At 39.6% G+C, this 20,510-nt stretch carries 12 protein-coding genes; 5 read left to right on the top strand and 7 right to left on the bottom strand.

Annotation, left to right across the window (positions count from 1 at the left end; genetic code table 11):
- Positions 1 to 39: 39 nt before the first annotated feature.
- Positions 40 to 3,510: a S8 family serine peptidase gene (locus I6F50_RS13295; RefSeq protein WP_197176466.1), complete on the bottom strand. Its 3,471-nt coding sequence runs from the start codon at positions 3,508 to 3,510 to the stop codon at positions 40 to 42.
- A gap of 234 nt (positions 3,511 to 3,744) precedes the next feature.
- Between I6F50_RS13295 and I6F50_RS13290 the strand changes: the two genes are divergently transcribed.
- On the top strand, positions 3,745 to 4,215 hold the full coding sequence (locus I6F50_RS13290; RefSeq protein ID WP_121953461.1) for a DUF2721 domain-containing protein: 471 nt from the start codon (positions 3,745 to 3,747) through the stop codon (positions 4,213 to 4,215).
- 90 nt (positions 4,216 to 4,305) lie between these two features.
- Positions 4,306 to 4,758, top strand: a complete 453-nt coding sequence (locus I6F50_RS13285) for a cytochrome c (RefSeq protein ID WP_197176464.1) — start codon at positions 4,306 to 4,308, stop codon at positions 4,756 to 4,758.
- Between the two features lie 91 nt (positions 4,759 to 4,849).
- Here I6F50_RS13285 and I6F50_RS13280 read toward each other — a convergent pair whose 3' ends face one another.
- Both I6F50_RS13280 and I6F50_RS13275 read right to left on the bottom strand, forming a co-directional pair.
- Positions 4,850 to 7,972, bottom strand: coding sequence for an efflux RND transporter permease subunit (locus I6F50_RS13280; RefSeq protein ID WP_010554540.1), 3,123 nt, complete (start codon positions 7,970 to 7,972; stop codon positions 4,850 to 4,852).
- A 12-nt stretch (positions 7,973 to 7,984) separates the two neighbouring features.
- On the bottom strand, positions 7,985 to 9,163 hold the full coding sequence (locus tag I6F50_RS13275; protein WP_007580481.1) for an efflux RND transporter periplasmic adaptor subunit: 1,179 nt from the start codon (positions 9,161 to 9,163) through the stop codon (positions 7,985 to 7,987).
- A gap of 287 nt (positions 9,164 to 9,450) precedes the next feature.
- Here I6F50_RS13275 and I6F50_RS13270 point away from each other — a divergent pair, with 287 nt between their 5' ends.
- Positions 9,451 to 11,958: a zinc-dependent metalloprotease gene (locus I6F50_RS13270; protein WP_165740521.1), complete on the top strand. Its 2,508-nt coding sequence runs from the start codon at positions 9,451 to 9,453 to the stop codon at positions 11,956 to 11,958.
- Positions 11,959 to 12,027: 69 nt separating this feature from the next.
- On the opposite strand, the gene I6F50_RS13265 is transcribed toward I6F50_RS13270, so the two are convergent.
- Together I6F50_RS13265 and I6F50_RS13260 are read right to left on the bottom strand one after the other, a co-directional pair.
- A complete protein-coding gene (locus I6F50_RS13265) occupies positions 12,028 to 12,816 on the bottom strand; it encodes a PhzF family phenazine biosynthesis protein (protein ID WP_165740522.1) in 789 nt (262 codons plus the stop codon).
- A gap of 72 nt (positions 12,817 to 12,888) precedes the next feature.
- On the bottom strand, positions 12,889 to 13,503 hold the full coding sequence (locus tag I6F50_RS13260; protein WP_197176482.1) for a PQ-loop repeat-containing protein: 615 nt from the start codon (positions 13,501 to 13,503) through the stop codon (positions 12,889 to 12,891).
- 290 nt (positions 13,504 to 13,793) lie between these two features.
- On the opposite strand from I6F50_RS13260, the gene I6F50_RS13255 reads away from it, so the two are divergent.
- Complete coding sequence (locus I6F50_RS13255) at positions 13,794 to 14,930, top strand: PepSY domain-containing protein (RefSeq protein ID WP_197161092.1); 1,137 nt, start codon at positions 13,794 to 13,796, stop codon at positions 14,928 to 14,930.
- Between the two features lie 483 nt (positions 14,931 to 15,413).
- Here the strand turns inward: I6F50_RS13255 and I6F50_RS13250 are convergent, their stop codons facing one another.
- Positions 15,414 to 16,133: a DUF6445 family protein gene (locus I6F50_RS13250; protein ID WP_007580474.1), complete on the bottom strand. Its 720-nt coding sequence runs from the start codon at positions 16,131 to 16,133 to the stop codon at positions 15,414 to 15,416.
- A 316-nt stretch (positions 16,134 to 16,449) separates the two neighbouring features.
- On the opposite strand from I6F50_RS13250, the gene I6F50_RS13245 reads away from it, so the two are divergent.
- Complete coding sequence (locus I6F50_RS13245) at positions 16,450 to 17,610, top strand: lipopolysaccharide assembly protein LapB (protein ID WP_165740432.1); 1,161 nt, start codon at positions 16,450 to 16,452, stop codon at positions 17,608 to 17,610.
- Positions 17,611 to 17,639: 29 nt separating this feature from the next.
- Here I6F50_RS13245 and I6F50_RS13240 read toward each other — a convergent pair whose 3' ends face one another.
- Positions 17,640 to 20,456 (bottom strand): PD40 domain-containing protein, encoded by a 2,817-nt coding sequence (locus I6F50_RS13240; RefSeq protein WP_197176461.1) that lies wholly within the window; start codon positions 20,454 to 20,456, stop codon positions 17,640 to 17,642.
- Positions 20,457 to 20,510 lie beyond the last annotated feature (54 nt).

Genomic DNA, 20,510 nt, shown 5'->3' with positions numbered 1-20,510 from the left:
GAGCCGAAGCTCCCTTTATATAACTATTTAGTTATAAAATTACTTTTGTTTACGACGACGTATAAATGCAAACGGCGCTACTAGTAATGTTAACCATGCAAGTGAACCAGATGAGCTCTTTTTCACTTTTTCAGGTGTAACCGTTGCTACTGGTGGTACAACTTTAGTAATACTCACAGTAACCATTGCCGGTGCTGATACATTACCGCGTACATCAATTGCAACAACTTGAAGTTCAGCTGATGAATCACCAGTTAACAATTCAGTATTAGTTACAACCACTTGTCCATCCGCATCAATACCAAAACCTTGGTGAGTACTTGATTGCACGTAGTATTCTGACACATCTAAGTCTTGCTCAGACTCAGTGATAGTTAGTGCACCAACAACCGTTCCGTTAGCAGCATCTTCTGAAACACTAAACTCACCACCAACTAGCATTGGAGCGTCGATTGCAGGAAGCTCTAACTCAGTACTACTCATCACTTTAACAATATCCAAACCAGATGTTTGTGATAATGCAAATGGACCGCTTGCTTCAACAATTGCTTTTTCACCCGGTTTAAGTGAAGTAACTGCTTCGCCAGTTTCCATAGAAGTAAGCGTTACGCTTGGAGATGCTCCAAATGTAGTTGAGCCTTCAATACTATCGGTCTGAGTGAACACACCTGTAACATATGAAGGGTAACCTACAGATGCTTTAAAGTTCATATTCTCACCAAGTAATGAACCATCAACGTTTAGTAGCTCACTACAAGTTGAGAAGGTAATAGTATCTTCACCGGCTGAGTGATAAAGCGGAGTAACCCATGCTAACGAATCGTTACCAGCGCCATCAGTTTCACCAATTACTGTGCGGCTACGGCCAGGGAATGCTGTTTCACGACCGCGGTCGTTATAGTTTTGCATAACTTGATCATAAACACCGTCATTATCTGTATCTATTTCAAGTCTATAGCCCGCTTGGAATACATGAGTTAATGGGTCACGTAATTGGATAGACGATGTTACAAATATACCCGAATCACAAGTGTCATCAACAAAAGCAGAGAAAGTAGTCGCTAAAATATTAAACTCTGCTTCTTCTCGTGTTTTTTCTGTACCTGTTGCAACAATGCTTTCTGCGAAAGGAGTAATATCTGTTAGGCCGCTATTTTCAACAATAAGTGCCATTTCGTTATCAATGATTTGAGACGAAACACTTAATTCTGTCGCAGCTTTTGGCATTGCATGGTAAACAACATGCAAATCGTGATCTGTATCTGTGCTTGCATCATTAAATACTAACGCACCATCAAACTCTATTGAAGTAAGTGCAGCGCTTCTTGCAGCAATGTCGTCTGCACTAAATGGGTTTTCTAATTCCCACGCTGGTAGTTTTGTTGGATCAACAGTTAGCGTCACATCAAAGTTAATTGACTGACCTGCAGGGATTGTTACCGACTCAGGGAAATCCCAGCTAATTGCAGCTGTATCGTCATCATTTTGGTAGCGAGCTTCAGTACGCAGCGCATACGTTTTAGCATCTGATGAGAAGTTCTTAACAGTCACTGTTTTAGTTAGAGACTCCGTTCCAGCCATTGACACAAGGCCGAATGAAAGAGCCGCTTGTTTAGTATTAAACTGTGTATTATTAACCCATGCAGCAACTGGTAAGTTGACTGCTTTAGTTACATCAACCAAGCCTGAACCAATCATACTAATTGGAGCCAGTTCTGAGTCAGGACTGCTTGCTAAAGGCTCATTTGTTACATTTAAGTCAGCTGCATTCATTATTGTAGCTTTAATCTCAAATGCATTACGTTCAGGGTGAGCTTCACGAACCATCGCAACAGCACCGGCTGTAATAGGGCCTGAAAAAGATGTTCCAGATACAGGAGCTAGTCCATCTTGCGTGCCTGCTGCTGCAACTAATATACTAGTACCAGGAGCAGTAATTTCTGGTTTTAATAAACCATCCATCGAAGGGCCACGAGAAGAGAACGTAGCTACTGCACCTGCTGTAGTTTTAATTTTTACATCAATATCAAATGTTGCCGTATCGCCTGCAGCTAATTGAGCTTTTAAAGCAGCACCTGCAGCAAAATTAATACCTACACTTTTAATAGTTACATTGTCATCACTGCCACCCATTGGTGCAGGAGTGCCATCATCTGTGTTATTTGCAATCAGTACAAACTCAGCACCTTTCTTCTGTGCACTAAGTACTTTAACTGTAAATGCACATGCACCACGGTCGATTAAAACCGCTTTACCAGTAAAATCAACATCATCAGCAAAATCAACACAACCATCTTGGTTTGTGTCAGGGTACACTAAATCGATATCTGCACCTGTAATTACAAAATCAGTTTGCGGACCAAAGCCTGATGCTTGAATATTACCTTCGATACCAGCAACAGTACCTGTAGCAGTACCAACCTCAGTTGTAGGATGAGTCATTGCGCCTACTGATAACGCATTTGGTGTCGTGCTTGGGCCACCAATACGGAATGGATGATCACCATCATTACCAGCTGAAATAACCATATTCACACCTAAATCAACAGCACGTTGAATTAGGTATTGCGCACCACCACCTGTATATGTATCGCCAAACTCGCCACCTAATGACATGTTCATAACATCTACGCGGTCTGAAATATCACCATCGCCATTTGGATCCATTGCAGCTTCTAGTGCCGCAGCTTGAGCGGCACTTGGACAGCCACCACCACAAACAGAGTAAACATATAACTCAACATCTGGTGCAATACCATTTACTGAATTTGAAGAAGACGTACCATGATTCGTTGCATCACCTGTAGAAGGAGAATTTGCAGCATCATTTTCAATTGGATCAGCATCGTCACGAATAAAATCGTAACCGCCTTGTACAATACCTTGTGGCCAATCAACCGTTGTAGGATCAGCTTGAGCAGCCTCGTATGCTTCTACAGTACCCTCACCACCAAATGCTTTGTGGGTATAGTCAATACCAGTATCTAGTACAGCCACACGCTGACCTTTACCAGTTACAATGCCATCAACAATTAGAGGTTTAGCATTAATATAATCAGATGTTGCAGCTACATGCAGTTCGTAATCAAACATCGGTAGTACTTTAGCTACTCGAGAGTCCTTAGCAATTTTTTCTAAAGCTTCTGGCGTCGCTTGCACAATTAATGTTGGTGCTAATATTTTTGTTTTACCAATTATTTTTGCATCAAAGTCTAAGCTACTAAGCTCAATGGCCATCGTGTTTTGAAGCAGTTCAACGTTAGCAATCATTTCACGACTGCTTGACGCTTCATAAGTGCCAGCAGCCACAGCATCAACAGAAGTTGCAGCGCGTAAAACAATCATATGTGCTGAAGGCTGCTTTTGCTCAGATGCTAATTCTTTCAGCTGCTCTGCAGCTTGAGGTGCAATCGTTGCATTAGGTAAAGTTGCCGCACTAACAAAAGTAGCAAGAAATGCACTTGAGACTGCCGTAGCTATAGCAGTTTTTTTTATTATATTTTTAGCCATGAGTTTCCCTCAGATAGGTTATGTATTATTGTATTTGTAGTAATCAAAATGATTATATTGTACTGGTGAATATAAAACTTTCGGTGCAACCCAAGCAACACTTAGGTTACAAATACATGACATAAAATTGAAAAACAAGAGAACGCCAACTCAGCAAGTTGATTTTAAACAATAAATATAAATAAAACATTTGTGAACTAATGTAAACAACTCTAACTTTTTCTCGAGAATTAAATGAATAGTGAAGTAATTAACATTTTAACTATGGCTAAAGTGATTCAAACGGCCGTTGCTCCCGTATTTTTAATCACAGGTATAGCAGCAACTTTAGGTGTTTTATCTAATCGCTTAGCACGAATTACCGACAGAGCGCGCTTATTGGAGCGAAGATTAAAAGTAAATACAGATGACGATTTTAATAAGTCGCTAGCAACAGAACTCCGCGCTTTATTAAAACGATCTCGATGTATACATATTGCTTTTAGTTTAAGTGTATTAAGTGCCTTACTTGTATGTGCTGTGGTTATGTTTTTATTCTTGTCGCACATTCAATCAATTAACTTAAGCGTGACCATTGCTTGTTGTTTTGTAGCTGCAATGGCACTGCTCATTTGTGCATTTATTTCGTTATTAGGTGAAGTGTTTTTAGCAACCCGCAGCATGCGACGAGGCATGATATTTGCCGATATAGGCATTAATGATTAACTTTTCATTAAATCCATCGTATTCGCTTGAATAAAAATGACGTTACATACAAGATATTAAATTAGGAATAATATTCAACAGGGGCAAACTATGAAATTTAAAAAAATATTAGCAGGTATAGCATTAGCTACATGTGCAATTAGCGTATCGGCAAATTCTGCATTTAAAGAACCAAGTGACGCAATTGAATACCGCCAAGCAGCGTTTTCAATGATCTCAGTGCAAATTAGCGATATGGGCGCAATGTTAAAAGGTAAAGTACCTTTTGACGCAGAACAATTTAAAAAACGCGCTAACAACGCTGCAGCACTTTCAAAAATGCCATGGGAAGCTTTTTACGAAGGTACTGATAAAGGCGATACAGCGGCACTTGCTGCTGTTTGGGCCGAGAATGCAACCTTTGTTGAAAAAGCAAATGCTTTTGCAGCAAATGCAGACAAGCTAGCGTTAGCTGCTCAATCGGGCGATAAAGCCGTAATTGGTAAAGCTTTTGGCGCTTGGGCTAAAGGCTGTAAAGATTGCCATAAGCAATTTAAAGATTAATATTTAGTTGTTTCGACTTAAGTCACAATAACTAGATAATAAAAAAGCACTGAGCGTTAATTACGGTCAGTGCTTTTTTTATGTTTTTTATCTACGAGACTTTCACAGCTCGGCTTTTAAATGGGCGCTTAAACACCGCACCAATATCACCTAAAATAATATATAGGCATGGCACTAATATAAGCGTTATTAACGTTGCAAACATAACAGCAAAGCCAAGTGCTACTGCCATAGGTATTACAAACTTAGCCTGCAAGCTTGTTTCAAACATAATAGGTAGCACACCGGCAAAAGTTGTTATCGACGTTAATAGTATTGCTCTAAAGCGAGCACAACCAGCTTCTATTACTGCATTTTTAACGCTAACACCTTCGCGGCGAACTTGGTTAACGTAATCGGTCATTACAAGTGAGTCATTTATCACAACACCTGCGGCGGCAATTAAGCCAAAGCCCGACATTAAGCTCATATCTAAATCAAACCAGTAATGACCCCAAATAGCCCCGGTTAAACTAAACGGAATAACCGACATTACAATAAGCGGTTGTGAATAGCTTTTAAGCGGCACAGCTAGCAGTATGTATACTAAAATCATTCCGCCAATAAAAAACATTATTTGCTCATTAGCTTGAGCTTGCTGCTCTTCTATTGCGCCACCAAGCTCTGATTTAACACTTGGGAATTCTTCTATTAGCTGTGGCAGTAGATTTTCTTTTACTTGCTTAACCACTTCGCCTGGCTCAATTTGCTCTTCATCAATATTGCCATAAACATACACGGTACGGTAACCACCTTCGCGGCGTATATAGCTAATACCTGGCGTTTCTGTTAGCTCTACTACATCACCAAGAAGTACTTCTCGCCCTTGTGGGGTAGTAACAACGGTGTGTTTAAGCGATGAAAATGCCTCACGAGTCAGCTTAGGGTAACGTACCATTACGCGTACTTCTTCGCCGTTTCGGATTACACGCTGTGCTTCGCCACCATAAAAACTAGCACCCACTTGATTTGCAATACCGGCTAAATCTAAGCCTAAATCGTAAGCAACGGGTTTAAGGCTCATTTGCACTTCTTTGCTCGCAGGATCTATGGTTGAGCTAATATCAAACAACCCTTTTTGCTGTTGAAGTAATTGAATAAAACGACGACCCGCTTGATTTAAAGTATCTATGTCTGAGCCATACAGTAAATAGCCAAACTCGCCGCCGCCATTACCACCGCCGCCACCAACATCGTCTTGAATAGTTAACGACTTAATACCAGCAATAGTCGGCATAGCCTCACGCCAGCGACGCGAAAGTTCAAATGCATTGTATGGACGTGAATCTTCGTCAACTAATGGAGCTAGTAACTGCGACTCGGTTCTGCCTTGATTAAATACCAATACATCACGAATAATTTTTTGGCCAAACTCACGTTCAGTTTCTTCATCGACTCTAAGTACCATAGCTTCTATTTCACGAATAGCAGCAATGGTTTGTAAGTCAGAAACGTTGTCGTTCATTTCTACTTGAATTTGTGGAAAGTCGTGCGGCACTTTAGGAGTTGGAACTGTACGTACTTTATTAGACGTAATAAGTGCAATACTGATTATAAACATTGCAATAAAAGCAAACAAAACAGTCCAGCGCCAATCAACACACTTAGCAATAAAACGTTTGTATGGCCCATTTACGAAACCAAAAAAGCGTGTGTTGAAGCGATCGCGCCAACCACCTTTTTTAATCGGCGAAAAGTGCGTATGAGCAATGTGAGCTGGCAGTATCAGCTTTGATTCAATCAAACTAAATACTAAACACAGCATTACTACAACGGCTATACCATAAAAGAAGGCACTTTCTGGCCCGCTCGACATTGTGAATGGTGCAAATACAGCAATTGTTGTTAACACACCAAAGGTTGCAGGGGTCGCGACTCGGTTAGCGCCACGCACAACATTTTCTACACCACCGCCGCTTTTTTCAACTTCGGTGTAGGCAGCTTCCCCTATCACTATGGCATCATCCACCACTATGCCAAGCACCATTATAAAAGCGAATAACGAAATAATATTAATGCTAATGCCAAATAGTGGCATCATCATCATGGCCCCTAAAAAACAAACAGGTAAGCCAATCATTACCCAAAGCGCTAGTTTAAAACGCAAGAATAACGACAACATAATTGCCACTAAAATAGCACCTTGAAACAGGTTAGCTTTCATCATATCAAGGCGAGCATTTAGGTAGTAGGTCATATCCATTAATGGCTCTAATCGAATACCTGGCGGTAGCTGCTTATTTTTTTGATCAATAAACGCTTTAACCGAATCCGCAACGGGAATCATGTTTTGCTCTTGCGTTGCTTTTACCGATAAATACACCGCGTTTTCGCCATTAAACTTAAAGTAGCGCTCACCTTCGGTAAATTGATCTTTAATAACTGCAATATCTTGCAGTAAAACTTTAGCGCCATACTCGCCAATTTTTACCGGAATTTGCCTAAACTCTTCACCCGAGTAAAACTGATTCTCGACGCGAACAGAAATAACACCTGCGTCTGTTTTTAGCTGCCCCGCCGAAAAGTTAGCTGAGTAACGGCGTACCGCATTCATCACATCACTAAGGGTTAGATTATATTGGCGCAGCGTATCGGGCTCTATTTCAATTGCTATTTCATCAAGAGGAACATCGTTTACCACTAACGACACGTTAGATAACTGTAGTAACTCATCCTCTATTTGGTTTGCTATAGGCTTAAGCTCTGTAAGTGGTAAGTCAGCAACGAGCGTCATACCTATTACGTCTTGCCTAAACTCAACCTGACTTATGGTGACCGGTTCCATACCCGCCGGAAAAGTCGCAATACCATCAACACGCAACTTTACTTTATCAAGCACATCGGTAAGTTTTGCATCGGTGTTTATTTCCAGGCTGGCTGTACCGCCATTTCTAAATGCGCGATACACGCCTTTTTTAATTTCGGTTATATCTTTAAGTGACTCTTCAACTTTTATAAGAATACTTTCTTCTATTTCCTGAGGAGAGGCACCTGGGTAATTAGCCTCAATATTAATGTAGTTAATCTCTACATTAGGAAACATTTGACGCTGAATCGTAAAGTAACTTATAGCCCCCATAATAATGATAAAAAACATCATTAAATTAGCGGCTACTGAATTATTAGCAAAGTAGGCAATTAGCCCTGTTTGTTTTTGTTGTATTGACTCGCTCATAACTATTACACCCTACAGCTGTTGCGTGTTTGAAGTGCTCGTTTCTGAGCTTTCAGGTTTTGCAGCTACACCTGCAATTTTAACCTGCATTCCTTTTTGCGGGTATTCAGGTAAAGTAATAACGAGTTTGTCATCGGCATTTAAACCACTGCTAATATAAAAATACTCACCCTCTTCTCGAATAACCGTTACTTTGCGAGGCTCTAGTTCTTGATTTTCGTTTACTACCCACACAGTTTGATTGTTAACTAAAGCTTGCGGTAAACGGTAAATATTATTAAGCATTGCACCTGCAAAATTCACCTGTACGTAGCTGCCAAACTTAATGGCTGGTTGTATGTTTTTAAGACCGTATGGGTCTTCTATACGCACTACTAGACTACTCATACGCGTAGCGTTATCAACAATCCCTAGGTCGCGGTCAATTACACCTTCACGGGTGAAGCTGTTTAGGCCTTTTTGAATAATCGTTGCGGTAATACCTTTAATACGCTCTGGTAAAAAAACGCTATCGAACCCTGCTATAGGAATAATCACTTCAGCAGTTTCAATATTATTGAGCTCAGCAACTTGCGAACCCATAGTGACAAATTGACCAACACCTACATTTCGGCTAATAACCAATGCATCGTAAGGGGCTGTTACTTCACAATTATCTAAGTCACGTTGTGCACGTTTTAATGCAGCTTGCGCCGACTTTACAGATGCCTGCGCACTTAACACTTGAGGCTTACGTAAAAATAAGTCGGTACGCGCTTTACTTGGAAAACGCTTTGCTTCATCTGCGGCTACTTGAGCTTGGGCCTGCTCTTCAATTAAGCCTGCTTGTGCACGAGCAATTTCTGCCTCTGCAACAAGTACTGCTGCTTCGTAGTTGTCTTTTTCGATAGTAAATAACGTTTCACCGCGAGCAACGATGCCGCCGGCTACAAAATTAGGATGCCAACTTAACACTTCACCCGACACCTGCGCCGAAAGCTGTGTACTTTCAAGAGGCTTTACTTCACCGTAGCTATTAATAATAACTTGATGATCGTTTGCAGCCACTGGCTCAACTTGCACTGTTGGACGAGTATCAATTACTTCTTTTTTTTCTGGCTCTTGTGCAATGGCATTTATTCCCATAAAGCCAACAACACCAACAATTAGCGCTACAAATGGAAAAACCCATCTAAGTGAATTTGTTTGCATATCCTATTATCCCCAAAATTCTATTAACGTCATAATACCAGAGCCATATGAAACATTAAGGTGACATTTGTAAGCAACTGTTGCAAATACATATAAACCACTGCTATTTAGGGCTATAAAAATAACTTTGCATGCAGCTCACCTCATTTGTTATATTTTGTTACAAACTTTTGTTTATTAATATCAGTTAATTAGCGTTGTACACTTAAATTTCGTCGCGAAGATGTGCGAAATTAAATTAATTTACGTACAGTCCAATTAAATTAACAAATATTAAAAGTCTCAAAATGAAATTAACGACCATCACCCTTGCGCTTAGCTTAGCGTTTGGCAGCCATGCATTTGCAGCCGATAAAAAAGACGAAAAAGAGCCAAAAACACTTAGCGAAATGATCAAAGGACAAACCGAATTTGCCGGTATATTTAGCCTTTATCAAGACGAAAAAACCGGTAAGCACCTTATGGTGATTAACGAGTCCCAACTTAATACGCCGTTTGTATATTTTGCGCACACTGTCGATGGCGTTACAGATGCAGGCCATTATCGTGGTTCGTACCGTGAAACTAAGTTAATTGAATTTAGAAAATACTTTGATCGTATCGATATCATTAGCAAAACACCTCGCTACAAATTTGACGAAAACAGTGCAATTTCAAAAGCGAGTGATGCCAATATTAGTGAAGCGGTACTTGCGAGCATTAAAATAGAAAAAGAAGAAGACGGTAAAATAGCATTCAACGTAAATAAGTTATTTTTAAGCGAAGCACTTCATAAAGTATCACCTACGCCAAATCCAGCTGATAAAAACGCCAAAAAGCGCTTTAAAGTAGGCAAATTAGACGATAAAAAATCACGCATTATTAAACAGCGCCCATACCCTAATAATCTAGACGTGGTTGTTGATTACGTATTTACTAACCCAAGCCCAACGGTACGTGGCTCAAATGCAGTAAGCGACCCACGTAGCGTATCGGTAAAAGTTCAGCACTCGTTTGTTGCTTTACCTAGCAATAACTACGCACCACGTATGGATGATGCGCGCATTGGTTATTTTACAAATCAATTTGATCAAATGACATCTACCGATTGGGCACCTTATGAAGATGTTATAAAACGTTGGGATCTACAAAAGAAAGACCCTAGTGCAGCACTTTCAGAGCCAGTAAAACCAATTACTTGGTGGATAGAAAACACCACACCTATCCAATGGCGCGATACTATTCGTGACGCTGTTTTAACGTGGAATACTTCTTTTGAAAAAGCCGGTTTTAAAAATGCCTTAGAGGTAAAAGTACAACCAGATGATGCAGACTGGGATGCGGGCGATATTAATTACAACGTACTGCGTTGGACTTCGTCACCTAAGCCTCCATTTGGCGGATACGGACCAGCACTTGCTAACCCATTAACAGGCGAAATACTGGGCTCAGACATTATGCTTGAGTTTGTATTTATGAAAAACCGCTGGATTTATGACACACTTTTCACTCAAGGAACAATGAGCCACGGTGAAACAACAAATACCGGTGAGCTAAATTGCTCACTAGGGCATGAGATTCAACAAAATCTAATGCTTGCCAAAGGTCTTGCTAGCGGCGACAAAATTGAAGATAAAGAAATGCTTCGCCAAGGTCTAACGCAATTGGTACTTCACGAAGTTGGCCATACTTTAGGTCTTAACCACAATATGAAATCATCTATTTTGTGGGATGAAAAAGAAGTACACGACAAAAACAAAACCCAAGGCATAGTAACCGGTTCTGTTATGGATTATGCACCGGCTAACATTGCCCCAATTGGTATGCAGCAAGGTGATATTTTTCAAACAAAACCAGGTCCTTACGATGATTGGGCAATTAACTATGGCTACAGCGTAGCACTTGCAGATGAAGCTGCTGAGCAAGCTAGACTTGAAAAAATACTTGCTCGTTCAAGTGAACATGCCCTTGCCTTTGGTAACGATGCAGACGATATGCGCGCACCAGGTCGCCATATCGATCCACGTGTAATGATTGGTGATTTGTCGTCAAATCCTGCGGCCTATGGCGCAGATCGTATGGCGTTAATTAATAAATTATTTACTGAGCTAAAAGATAAAGCAACAGTTAAAGGTGAGTCTTACCAACAGCTTGTTACCTCTGCTAATAGCTTATTTGGTCAGTACAGAGCTCAAGCGGGTGTTGTTTCTCGCCAAATTGGTGGTGTGTACGTTGAGCGTGCTGTAGTGGGTGATGCAAACGCAGATAAACCATTTACACCGGTATCGCTTGAGCGTCAAACACAAGCGATGGATATACTCGCAAAGTTTGTATTTGCACCAGACGTACTACAAAACATGCAACCTCTATATAGCTACTTGCAACTGCAACGTCGTGGCTTTAATCACTTTGGTAAAAATGAAGACCCTAAAGCACACCAAATGATTTTAGGGATGCAAAAGTCTGTACTTGCACAGCTATTACACCCAGCGGTATTACTGCGTATTTCTGATACTGCTTTGTACGGTAATGAATATAGCCTAACTCAGTTTATGCAAGATTTAACCGCTAATATTTTTGTGAAAAGCAAAGACGCAAACTCTATTAGTCACAACTTACAAATTGAGTATGTTAACCAGCTAATCGCAATTGCAGGTCTTGGCAAAGCAAGTAAGTACGATAACTTAGCTAAAACAGCTGCGTTATATCAGCTAACTCAAATAGCCGATACCAGTATTGCTTGGGGTGCAGATACAGCAACTAAAGCGCATAAAAAATATATTGATCGCTTAATTGCAAAGGCACTAGAAGCGTAAAATATCTCTACTAATTGAGTAAACCAAGGCCACGTTTAACGTGGCCTTTTTTATCACTTAATTCACAGATCAAATATAAATAGTGCCTTTTAAATACCTTACAGCATGCCCCGTTAAGGTGACGGTTGTATCACCCACTTCACATAGTAAATACCCGCCTCTGCTTGAAGCCTGATAAGCGCTTAACGTAGTTTTACCCAATTGCTGCGCCCAGTAAGGTGCCAAGCCAGTATGAATAGAGCCTGTTACATAATCTTCGTCACCACCGCTTGCAGGCCAAAAATAACGAGATATAAAATCATATTCAGCACTTGCAGCAGTGGCCACTACATCAAGTGGATAAAGCGTTTTTAAAAGCTCTGAGCTAGTTTTTAATTCAAGTATTTGATCGGCGTTTTCATAAATAACAAAGTAGGCTTGGCGATTTTTAAGCACTTTACTCGGTTGTATAGACAGGCCGTCAAGCAGTTGCTGAGGCACATTTTGCACTTCAACCGGTGCTTGTTTTGGAAAGGTCATTGCAAAGCTACCATCAGCGTTTTTATTAACGATTAGCTCGCCCACCGCATCAGCAATAAAGCGAATTTGCGATATGTTATGCTCTTCACATAAAACATAGGCAGCCGCAAGTGTGGCGTGACCACAAAAATCGATTTCCATTAACGGCGAAAACCAACGAATAACAAAACTGCCATCGTCTTGCAGGCAGGTAAAAGCAGTTTCAGATACGTTATTCTCAGCGCCAATCTTTAGCATTAAATCGTCACTTAACCACGATTTTAGTGGGATCACTGCCGCATAGTTACCTTTGAATAACTCATTCGTAAACGCATCAATTTGATGAATAGCTAATTGCATTGTTTAAACTTTGTAATGATTAATAGCTTAAAACTGCCATACCTAAACTAAATTAGCACTTTTATTTTGGCTTTAAGCCATTACAGGCCGCATTCTATAATATTGCATACAACCAAATTGCACAGCATTGGTAAGCAACAGCATAATAAACATAAGTAAGTGCGCCGTGCTTGGAGCCGCTGTTGTAAGCTCAACAACTAAGCCGCAAATACCAGCAATAAACTGCAAGCTAAAGTAGCGCGCGCTTAAATTACTTACATTACCCGTACGCAATGTTTTATAAGTTTGCGGCATAACACGTACCGAACTCATCACAAGGCCAACATACGTTAAAGCGCTTAATACCGTTGCAGTATCAAGGCTTGAATTCAAAAGTAGTGAAAAAGGCAGTAACGAAAAACCTAGCATAGTAAACAACTGTACCCGTTCTCGTTTAGCTGCGTTATAACGTGCAAAAAAATACAAAATAAGTCCGCTTAACGCACCGGTTACAATAAATGGTAACGCAATATAAAAACGCTCAAAATAAATATTGTAGGTTATAAAATAAAGGCTTTGTGCTAACCCAAACGTCATCATCAATAGTGATAAACCTGAGACACTACGATTTTTTCGAATTTTGTTTAGTAATGGTAAAAAACTAAAAGCCAAAATAAATGAAGACAATATAGGCAAATAATGCGCCAAAGCAACCTCGCTCGTTACATAAATGTTAATTAAAAGCAGAAATAAAAACATTTAATAAACATTTGTTTTAAAAGGCTTTTACTATGAGCGCGGCATTGTAGAGCCGCGTAAATTTAACTCAACTAAATAAGAAATTCTTGTTTTAGGTACTGGCAAGCTAGGTATACAAAAACCGTAGAATTAAGTTCACGGTTTACCGGTTTAATAGAAAGCCTCACCGTCAAACTATTAAATAAAAATGATAGTTGTTATCATGCGCAAGTCATTAACTGCTGTATATAAAACTACCTATGAGAAAAACTCTTTTTAAAATTCACAGTTGGATCGCTCTAATAGCTATCATTCCATTGATTGTTATTAGTATTACAGGGAGCGTATTAGTTTTTAAAAGTGAAATAGATGGCTTACTTATGCCAAGCAGCCACTTTGTTGTAAATGCACTGCCAGAGCGCATGCCAATCGACACGTTAATTGCCAAAACAGAGCATGCTTACCCTGAATATGTAGTAGGTAGTTGGGAAATATTTAACGATGATACAGCTGATCGGGTTTACTTAGTCAAACGCGGCACAGAGCAATGGTATAAGTTTCATTTAAACCAGTATACGGGTGACATTTTGTCTGAACCTGTTGGTACCAGCCATTATTTTACCGATTGGTTTTTAGAACTACATTACACTTTTTTACTGAACGACTTTAAAAACCTGCCAGGGCAAACAGGCACTGTACTAGGCTTCTTTTTTGCTCTGTTTTTATTGGTATTAGGTATTACTGGGCTTATTATTTATCGTAAATTTTGGCAGCGTCTATTTAGTGTGCGCTGGCGTGCAACACTGCAAATTGTACTTAGCGACATTCATAAAATGACGGGGGTTATAGGATCTCCCATCATTATTATTTTAGCTATCACAGGTGGCTACTTTAACTGGGCGGTGTGGTATCACGAAGTTATTGAACACGCAGATGAAGAGCACTTTGTACTAACCAAAAACCTACACAGTAGCGATATTTCGTTTCAACGCATACTTGATGACAGTAAAAAGCAAATACCCACTTTTAACGGCACGTTTTTAGTTATGCCACTCGAACCTGACGAAAATATTACTTTATTCGGCGAAGTCGATACCGCCAACCCACTTGCTAGTGAGTATGCCAATACGGTTAGCTATAACAAGCTAACAGGCGAGCACATAGCTAACTGGGATATTCGCGAAGTAGGCGTTGGCTGGCAGGTAATTGATAGCTTTAGAAAGCTTCATTTTGGCTACTTTGCAGGGCTAATAAGTAAAATACTGTGGTGCGTAATTGGTTTAAGCCCAGTGTGGCTAGCAGGTACTGGTTTTTACTTATGGTTTACTCGCCGAAAACGTAAAAAACAATCACAAAAAAACCGTTTAAATAAACGCCAAGTCACTAGGGCGTGTTGATCTTTGGTGGGTGAATTTGCAGCAGTATGTTTGGTTTTTAGGCAAGGCGGAGCCTATGTAGTGTGGTTATTCCCCATGAATAGGCGATAACGCAGCATAAATACCAAACATGCGCTGCCCTAAGGGTTCTTTCTAGGGACGATTGACTCTTTGTTGCTCGGTTTTTACTTAGCCCACTAGGTTACAAACCTCGCGCCGCGATTTAATCGCCCCTAGATTGAACAAATTTCAATCCACAAAGTTCAACATGCCCTAGCGTTTAAAAATAATAGCTTATGATTCATTTAATAATAAGCTATTTATAAATTATAAAAACAGCACTCTACATATTATTTATAGAAGAGAGTGCGCAATAATACTTAGTCATTTTGAGGGAGTAAACCTAACGCTAGTTGCATTAAAAACGTCTCATTTAGAACAACTAAATAACGAAATTTTTGCCTTACTATCGACAAGATTTTTCTGCCTAAAAAGAATTATTAATTAATCTTCGCACATCCAAAAAAATGTTATCGCCAGCCTTTTAGTATTTAAATCATCTCCAAAATACTCAGATGCACTGTGAACAATACTACCTTTAAATATAATTAAACGATTAAAGCGATTCTCAATATCTATGTCTTTATACCATGCGCTATATGGAAGGCTACTTACATTAAGTGCATCAACAAGGTTAGCATAAGGAGGATCGACAATATTTCCTCCTGCCGCTTCATTTGCATACTTTAAACGATAAAAAGAGGTACCGGCAGAGGTAATTGGATCAGGATTTAAATACAAAACAGCAGCGTATCTACATAAATAACGATTATCTACATGAGGCCTAGAAGCCCCTTCTTCAGCCCCCACTAAAATTGCAGTATTGGTATCAACTACAACCTTATTGGAATCAGCAACCCATAATTTATTTTTTTTGATAACTGACTTAACATATTTTTCTATTTTTTTAAGCTGTTTACTATTTAGAGCATTAGGAGTGCGCATTCCAGGCCAAAGTTCTTTGGTATACGGCTTACCGTACTTCCAAACCTCTTTTTTTAAACATGAAGAACGAATAGCCATTGCTTCTTCATGTTTAAAAAACTCATCAACAACCCAATAGTTACTACCTAGTTCTGGCTTTTCATACCTTAAACCAGGTGCGTCGGAGGGGACGCTTGGAAGTACAACGCTCTTGGGAACTTTCTGATGCTTAAATGACATTGTCAAAATACTTATTTTATTAAAACAGCTCAGAATATAACATTTACTTAACAGTCATTTAAAGTGAATAATAAAACTCTACTTAGCGCATACCCAAAGCTACTACCGTTATTTTGCCTACAGCTCTGTATTAGGGCTGAGGGCATAGTTTATTAGTGTTTCATTATAAAACTATGGTCACATTAGTATTTAAGCCAAAATTTTATACATCGTAAATTTAGCATTAGTCCATTTATAAAATTTTTAGAAAAAAAATCTATAACATTGATTAAAAACCCACCACATTGTAATGTAAAAATTAACAAAGGAGTGGGTTATGATATTTATCAAAATAGTTATTAGTATTACCTTTTTATTTTTAGTTGGATGTAACACAACCAAGGTTCAGCAAGTAGAACAACAAGTAGGGCTTGAACAACTATTAAACCATTCTTTGTTTAATAAACTCGACACACCTTCCGAGCACAGTATTTTTGAGTTACCGGATGCTGAAAAAGAAATGTTTTTAGCTTACGCCGAAAACCAAAAGCTATCCCAAATCCGTGATGACCGCATAATTTACAACTACCTCGAAAGCCAGATAGCTAACTTTAAATACCATGGCGATACACTTAGTTCAGCTCAAACCCTAAAGCGTTCGCAAGGTAATTGCATTAGTTTAGCCATTTTAACGCAAAGCTACGCACAAGCTCTTGGGTTAGAAACAAGCTTTCAAGAAGTTACAAGTAAGCCCATATACGCAAAAGAAAATAATGTTGTTTATGTCGCTAATCACTTTAGAACAAAAGTATATGCTCCAAAAGTAGAGAAAAAAGATGATAATATAATTGAGTTTTTCAGAGCGGGCACCTTAATTGATTACTTCCCTACTCGTCGCAGTTTTTATTCAAGCAGCGCAGACTATAACGATTTAGTTTCTAAGTTTTACAGTAATTTAGCTGCAACAGCGCTAGCAGACAAACAGCTGGATATTGCTTACTCACTTATTCTACAAGCGAATAAATTTACACCAAATGATGCAGAGCTATTTAACATAGCTGGCATTTTACATCGCCGAGCTGGTGATTTACAAAGCGCTAAAAACATCTATCAAACAGCACTTAGTAATAACGAAATAAGCATTAATTTAATCAGCAACTATCAGCTTTTAGCTAAAAAGTTAGGCGACAAAGAGCTTGTTAAAGAGCTCACCTCACAATTAGTTAATAAAGAGAAAGACCCATACGAATTACTAGTGATCGCTAAAAACAACTTACAAGCTGGCCACGCTCATCAGGCTAAAGCACACCTTGAGCAAGCTATTACTAAAGCGCCTTACATTGCTGAGCTATACTTGGAACTCGCAAAAGTTCGCTATCAACAAGGTAATATTAAACAAACACAAACCTTACTTGAGAAAGCAATTGAACTAGAACGTGATAATCAAAAACTCGATGTATATCAAGCTAAGTTACTGTCGTTACAAATGGACAAATAACTTAGCCAAACCGTGGTTAACTTTAAACGCTAAAGGGAGTAATAAAAGCTCAGCCAAGCACGCATTTCATCTTCAAAACTGTCGCCTTCTACTCGCGACAGTCCCATATTAAATGTTAAATCATTTACGCCTGCAGGCCCCATTCCAAAACTAAAATCACCTTGGTACTTTAAGCCGTAACTTTGTGCATATACGGTGTCGTCGAGTTGATGTTGCTTATAATAAAGCCACGGCATGCCTTCTTTAAAGCTAAAGCCGCCACCGTAGCCTTGATAGCGCTTTGCAGTTGCGCTGTAAAAAGGCAGCTCAGATGAAAGTACATATTCACTATTTTGCTGCTGATTAATAAGATTTGAGCTAAAGCCACCTAATGCAAGGCTGCTGTCGTCACGTTGCTTTTGATCAAAGTTTGCATAAAGAGGAATACCAAACGCTTTACCAAAAATTTTGGCGGCTAAATCGTAACCTTGCCAATTATTACTTTTGCTACCGCCATCGTACCAACTCGCATAAATACTTTGGCCTATAGCAAAGTCTTGACGATCATATTGCCAATTTTGAGCAACGCCTAAACGCGTCCAATTTTTATGGCTTTGCTTATAATCAGTGTAATTGTAGGCAAGCTCTGGCGTTAAACTTAACTGTCCAAATTTAACGGGGTAACTTATTGCGGCAAAACCACCACGGGCATCCATGTCTGCACTTAGACTTTGCTGATACTGGCGCGATGTATCTAAATTGTAGTCAAACAGTGCAAGTTTCAGTTTTACATCAAGCGCATTATATTTTGCCTGCACATAACCACCGTGCAATGCCCCATCGTGTAAATCAGTGCTATAACCCGCTTGTAAGTCGAGCTGCTTTAATAAGTCGCTACTTTTAATGCTTAAATCTAACAAACTGGTAGAAGCCGAATAATATTGAGAGCCAATCGCGAAAGTAGCGTGCTGGTCGAGCACGTTGTAATTTGTTTGCTCTGTAGTTTCGTGCTTATATATTTTAGCTTTTGGAAGTGTATGTTCGTTTACTATTAGCAGCGGTGCTTTTTTGTTAGCTGCAAACTCAGTAACTACAGTGCTTTTTATAGCTTTTGGCAGTGTTTTTACATTTGGCCCATCTGCAGTTATCGAAAAATAGAGTAACGAGCCATCAGCCATTTCAATTGGGTGGGCAACGGCCTCTTGCCCTTGGGTTAACTTGGTGAGTGTTTTACTCTCTATGTTGTAGTTATAAATATCGGTGGCGCTATTTAAACCTGCAACAAAGTAAAGTGACTCGCCATTATGGCTAAAGCTTGGCTGACTTAAATATTGATACCCGTTTGGCATAGGTACTGATAGCTGTTGTTCGCCGTTTATACCTTGTATATACAATTGCCAATTTTCATTTAATGACGTTGATAAATAAGCTAATTTAGTTTCATCAGGACTGAGTATTGGGTAATCGTAAGTTGTCTCAAGGCTTTTTGTAAATAATGGTGTGATGGTTTGCGTATTGAGATCAACCTTTACTAATTCAGAGTAGCCATCTCTTATTTGCTCGCCATACAAGGTTTCGCCGTTACTGGTTACGCTAAATCGTCGTATACCAGCAAGTTCGGTAAGTTGTGTAATATTTCCAGTGTCAGTGTTATAGCTAAATATGTCAGACACTTTGTTATAAATACCCGACTCTTCATTGCTGTACGCATTGAAATATAAAGTTGTGCTATTTACCCATTGAGGATTTGCAATACCGGCTCGGTTTATTTGATTAAGCACTTGCTTTTGTTCGCGCTTAAACACACTGGGCGCTGTATCGGGAATATCTTGTGCATCGTTTTCGAGTAGCTCTTTTTGCGCTTTAGTAAACTCTTCTTGCGCTTTAATGTTGTCATCCGTGCTATAAATTATAAGCTTGGTATTACTCTCTTTATCTCGCTCAACAATCGCAATTTTACTACCATCTTTTGAAAGTACTGGGTTACTTGCATATAAGTTAAGCTCAAGCCAAAGTTCACTATTAAGTAACGACTCCCCTTGCTCTATTTGCATTGCTTTATAGGTATATTCAGCTATAAATCGGCGATATAGCTTGGCTGCACTTTGCCCAAACACACCGCTAAATGCCTCATCAAAATCACGCGTTTTTACGCCTTGCATTCGCGTCCAAACACTATCGAGTGTTTGTTCTGAATAGTTTTTCTCTAACCAATTTAAAAAGCGACTACCCATTAAATACGCCATTGAGCCGCCCATAAAGCCCTGCTCGCCATTTAACTGCCCATAGGTTGGCAGTGCGCCCTGTTGAGCAAATTCTCGCAGTATGGACTCTGAGTAGTTATCAAACAAACGTCCACGACCCGTCATTTTAGACTCAATCAATGTGGCATAACCTTCGGCTACCCAGCGCGGCGTATCACTGTAGGTTAAGTCGTATAAATCCCATATACCACGTACTTTCTGCTGCCAGTGATTGCGTGTAGGCTGTGCTAAGTGCACTAAGTGAATATATTCATGCAGTACAAGCAACTGCTGCCAGCCAGAGCTGTTTGATATAACTGTGTCGGATTGTGGTGGGGTTGTAAAAAGTGCCATTACAGGGTTACTTGAGGTAGGTAGCGCAAAGCCGTTTGCTGCATTTAGGGGATCAAACACCACTACATCAACTGTTTTATCAAGTGCTCGGTTTTGCTGCTCAAGCACTTTAGTGCGAACTATTTCAAGCTCTGTTGCAGTTGATTTAGCAAAATCAGCATGCTCAATACTGTAGTGAATATTAAAATGTTCGGTATGAATAGTTTGCCAATCGGCTGCAAAGCTTGGTGCTGCTAGTAATAAAGCTGATGCGATAAGTGTTTTTTTCATGAGCGTCCCTAAAAGAATTCCTTAATACTATCTAGGGTATTATTAAATGTCTTT

Origin of the sequence: Pseudoalteromonas sp. NZS127_1 (assembly GCF_015864295.1) — a bacterium.
Lineage (GTDB): Bacteria > Pseudomonadota > Gammaproteobacteria > Enterobacterales > Alteromonadaceae > Pseudoalteromonas > Pseudoalteromonas arctica.
Note: the sequence above shows the minus strand (reverse complement) of the source record. Positions and strands in the feature narration are given on the sequence as shown.

Coding starts and splice junctions, on each gene's coding strand:
- I6F50_RS13295 (WP_197176466.1), bottom strand. CDS start 3,510: ATGGCTAAAAATATAATAAAAAAAACTGCTATAGCTACGGCAGTCTCA.
- I6F50_RS13290 (WP_121953461.1), top strand. CDS start 3,745: ATGAATAGTGAAGTAATTAACATTTTAACTATGGCTAAAGTGATTCAA.
- I6F50_RS13285 (WP_197176464.1), top strand. CDS start 4,306: ATGAAATTTAAAAAAATATTAGCAGGTATAGCATTAGCTACATGTGCA.
- I6F50_RS13280 (WP_010554540.1), bottom strand. CDS start 7,972: ATGAGCGAGTCAATACAACAAAAACAAACAGGGCTAATTGCCTACTTT.
- I6F50_RS13275 (WP_007580481.1), bottom strand. CDS start 9,163: ATGCAAACAAATTCACTTAGATGGGTTTTTCCATTTGTAGCGCTAATT.
- I6F50_RS13270 (WP_165740521.1), top strand. CDS start 9,451: ATGAAATTAACGACCATCACCCTTGCGCTTAGCTTAGCGTTTGGCAGC.
- I6F50_RS13265 (WP_165740522.1), bottom strand. CDS start 12,816: ATGCAATTAGCTATTCATCAAATTGATGCGTTTACGAATGAGTTATTC.
- I6F50_RS13255 (WP_197161092.1), top strand. CDS start 13,794: ATGAGAAAAACTCTTTTTAAAATTCACAGTTGGATCGCTCTAATAGCT.
- I6F50_RS13250 (WP_007580474.1), bottom strand. CDS start 16,133: ATGTCATTTAAGCATCAGAAAGTTCCCAAGAGCGTTGTACTTCCAAGC.
- I6F50_RS13245 (WP_165740432.1), top strand. CDS start 16,450: ATGATATTTATCAAAATAGTTATTAGTATTACCTTTTTATTTTTAGTT.
- I6F50_RS13240 (WP_197176461.1), bottom strand. CDS start 20,456: ATGAAAAAAACACTTATCGCATCAGCTTTATTACTAGCAGCACCAAGC.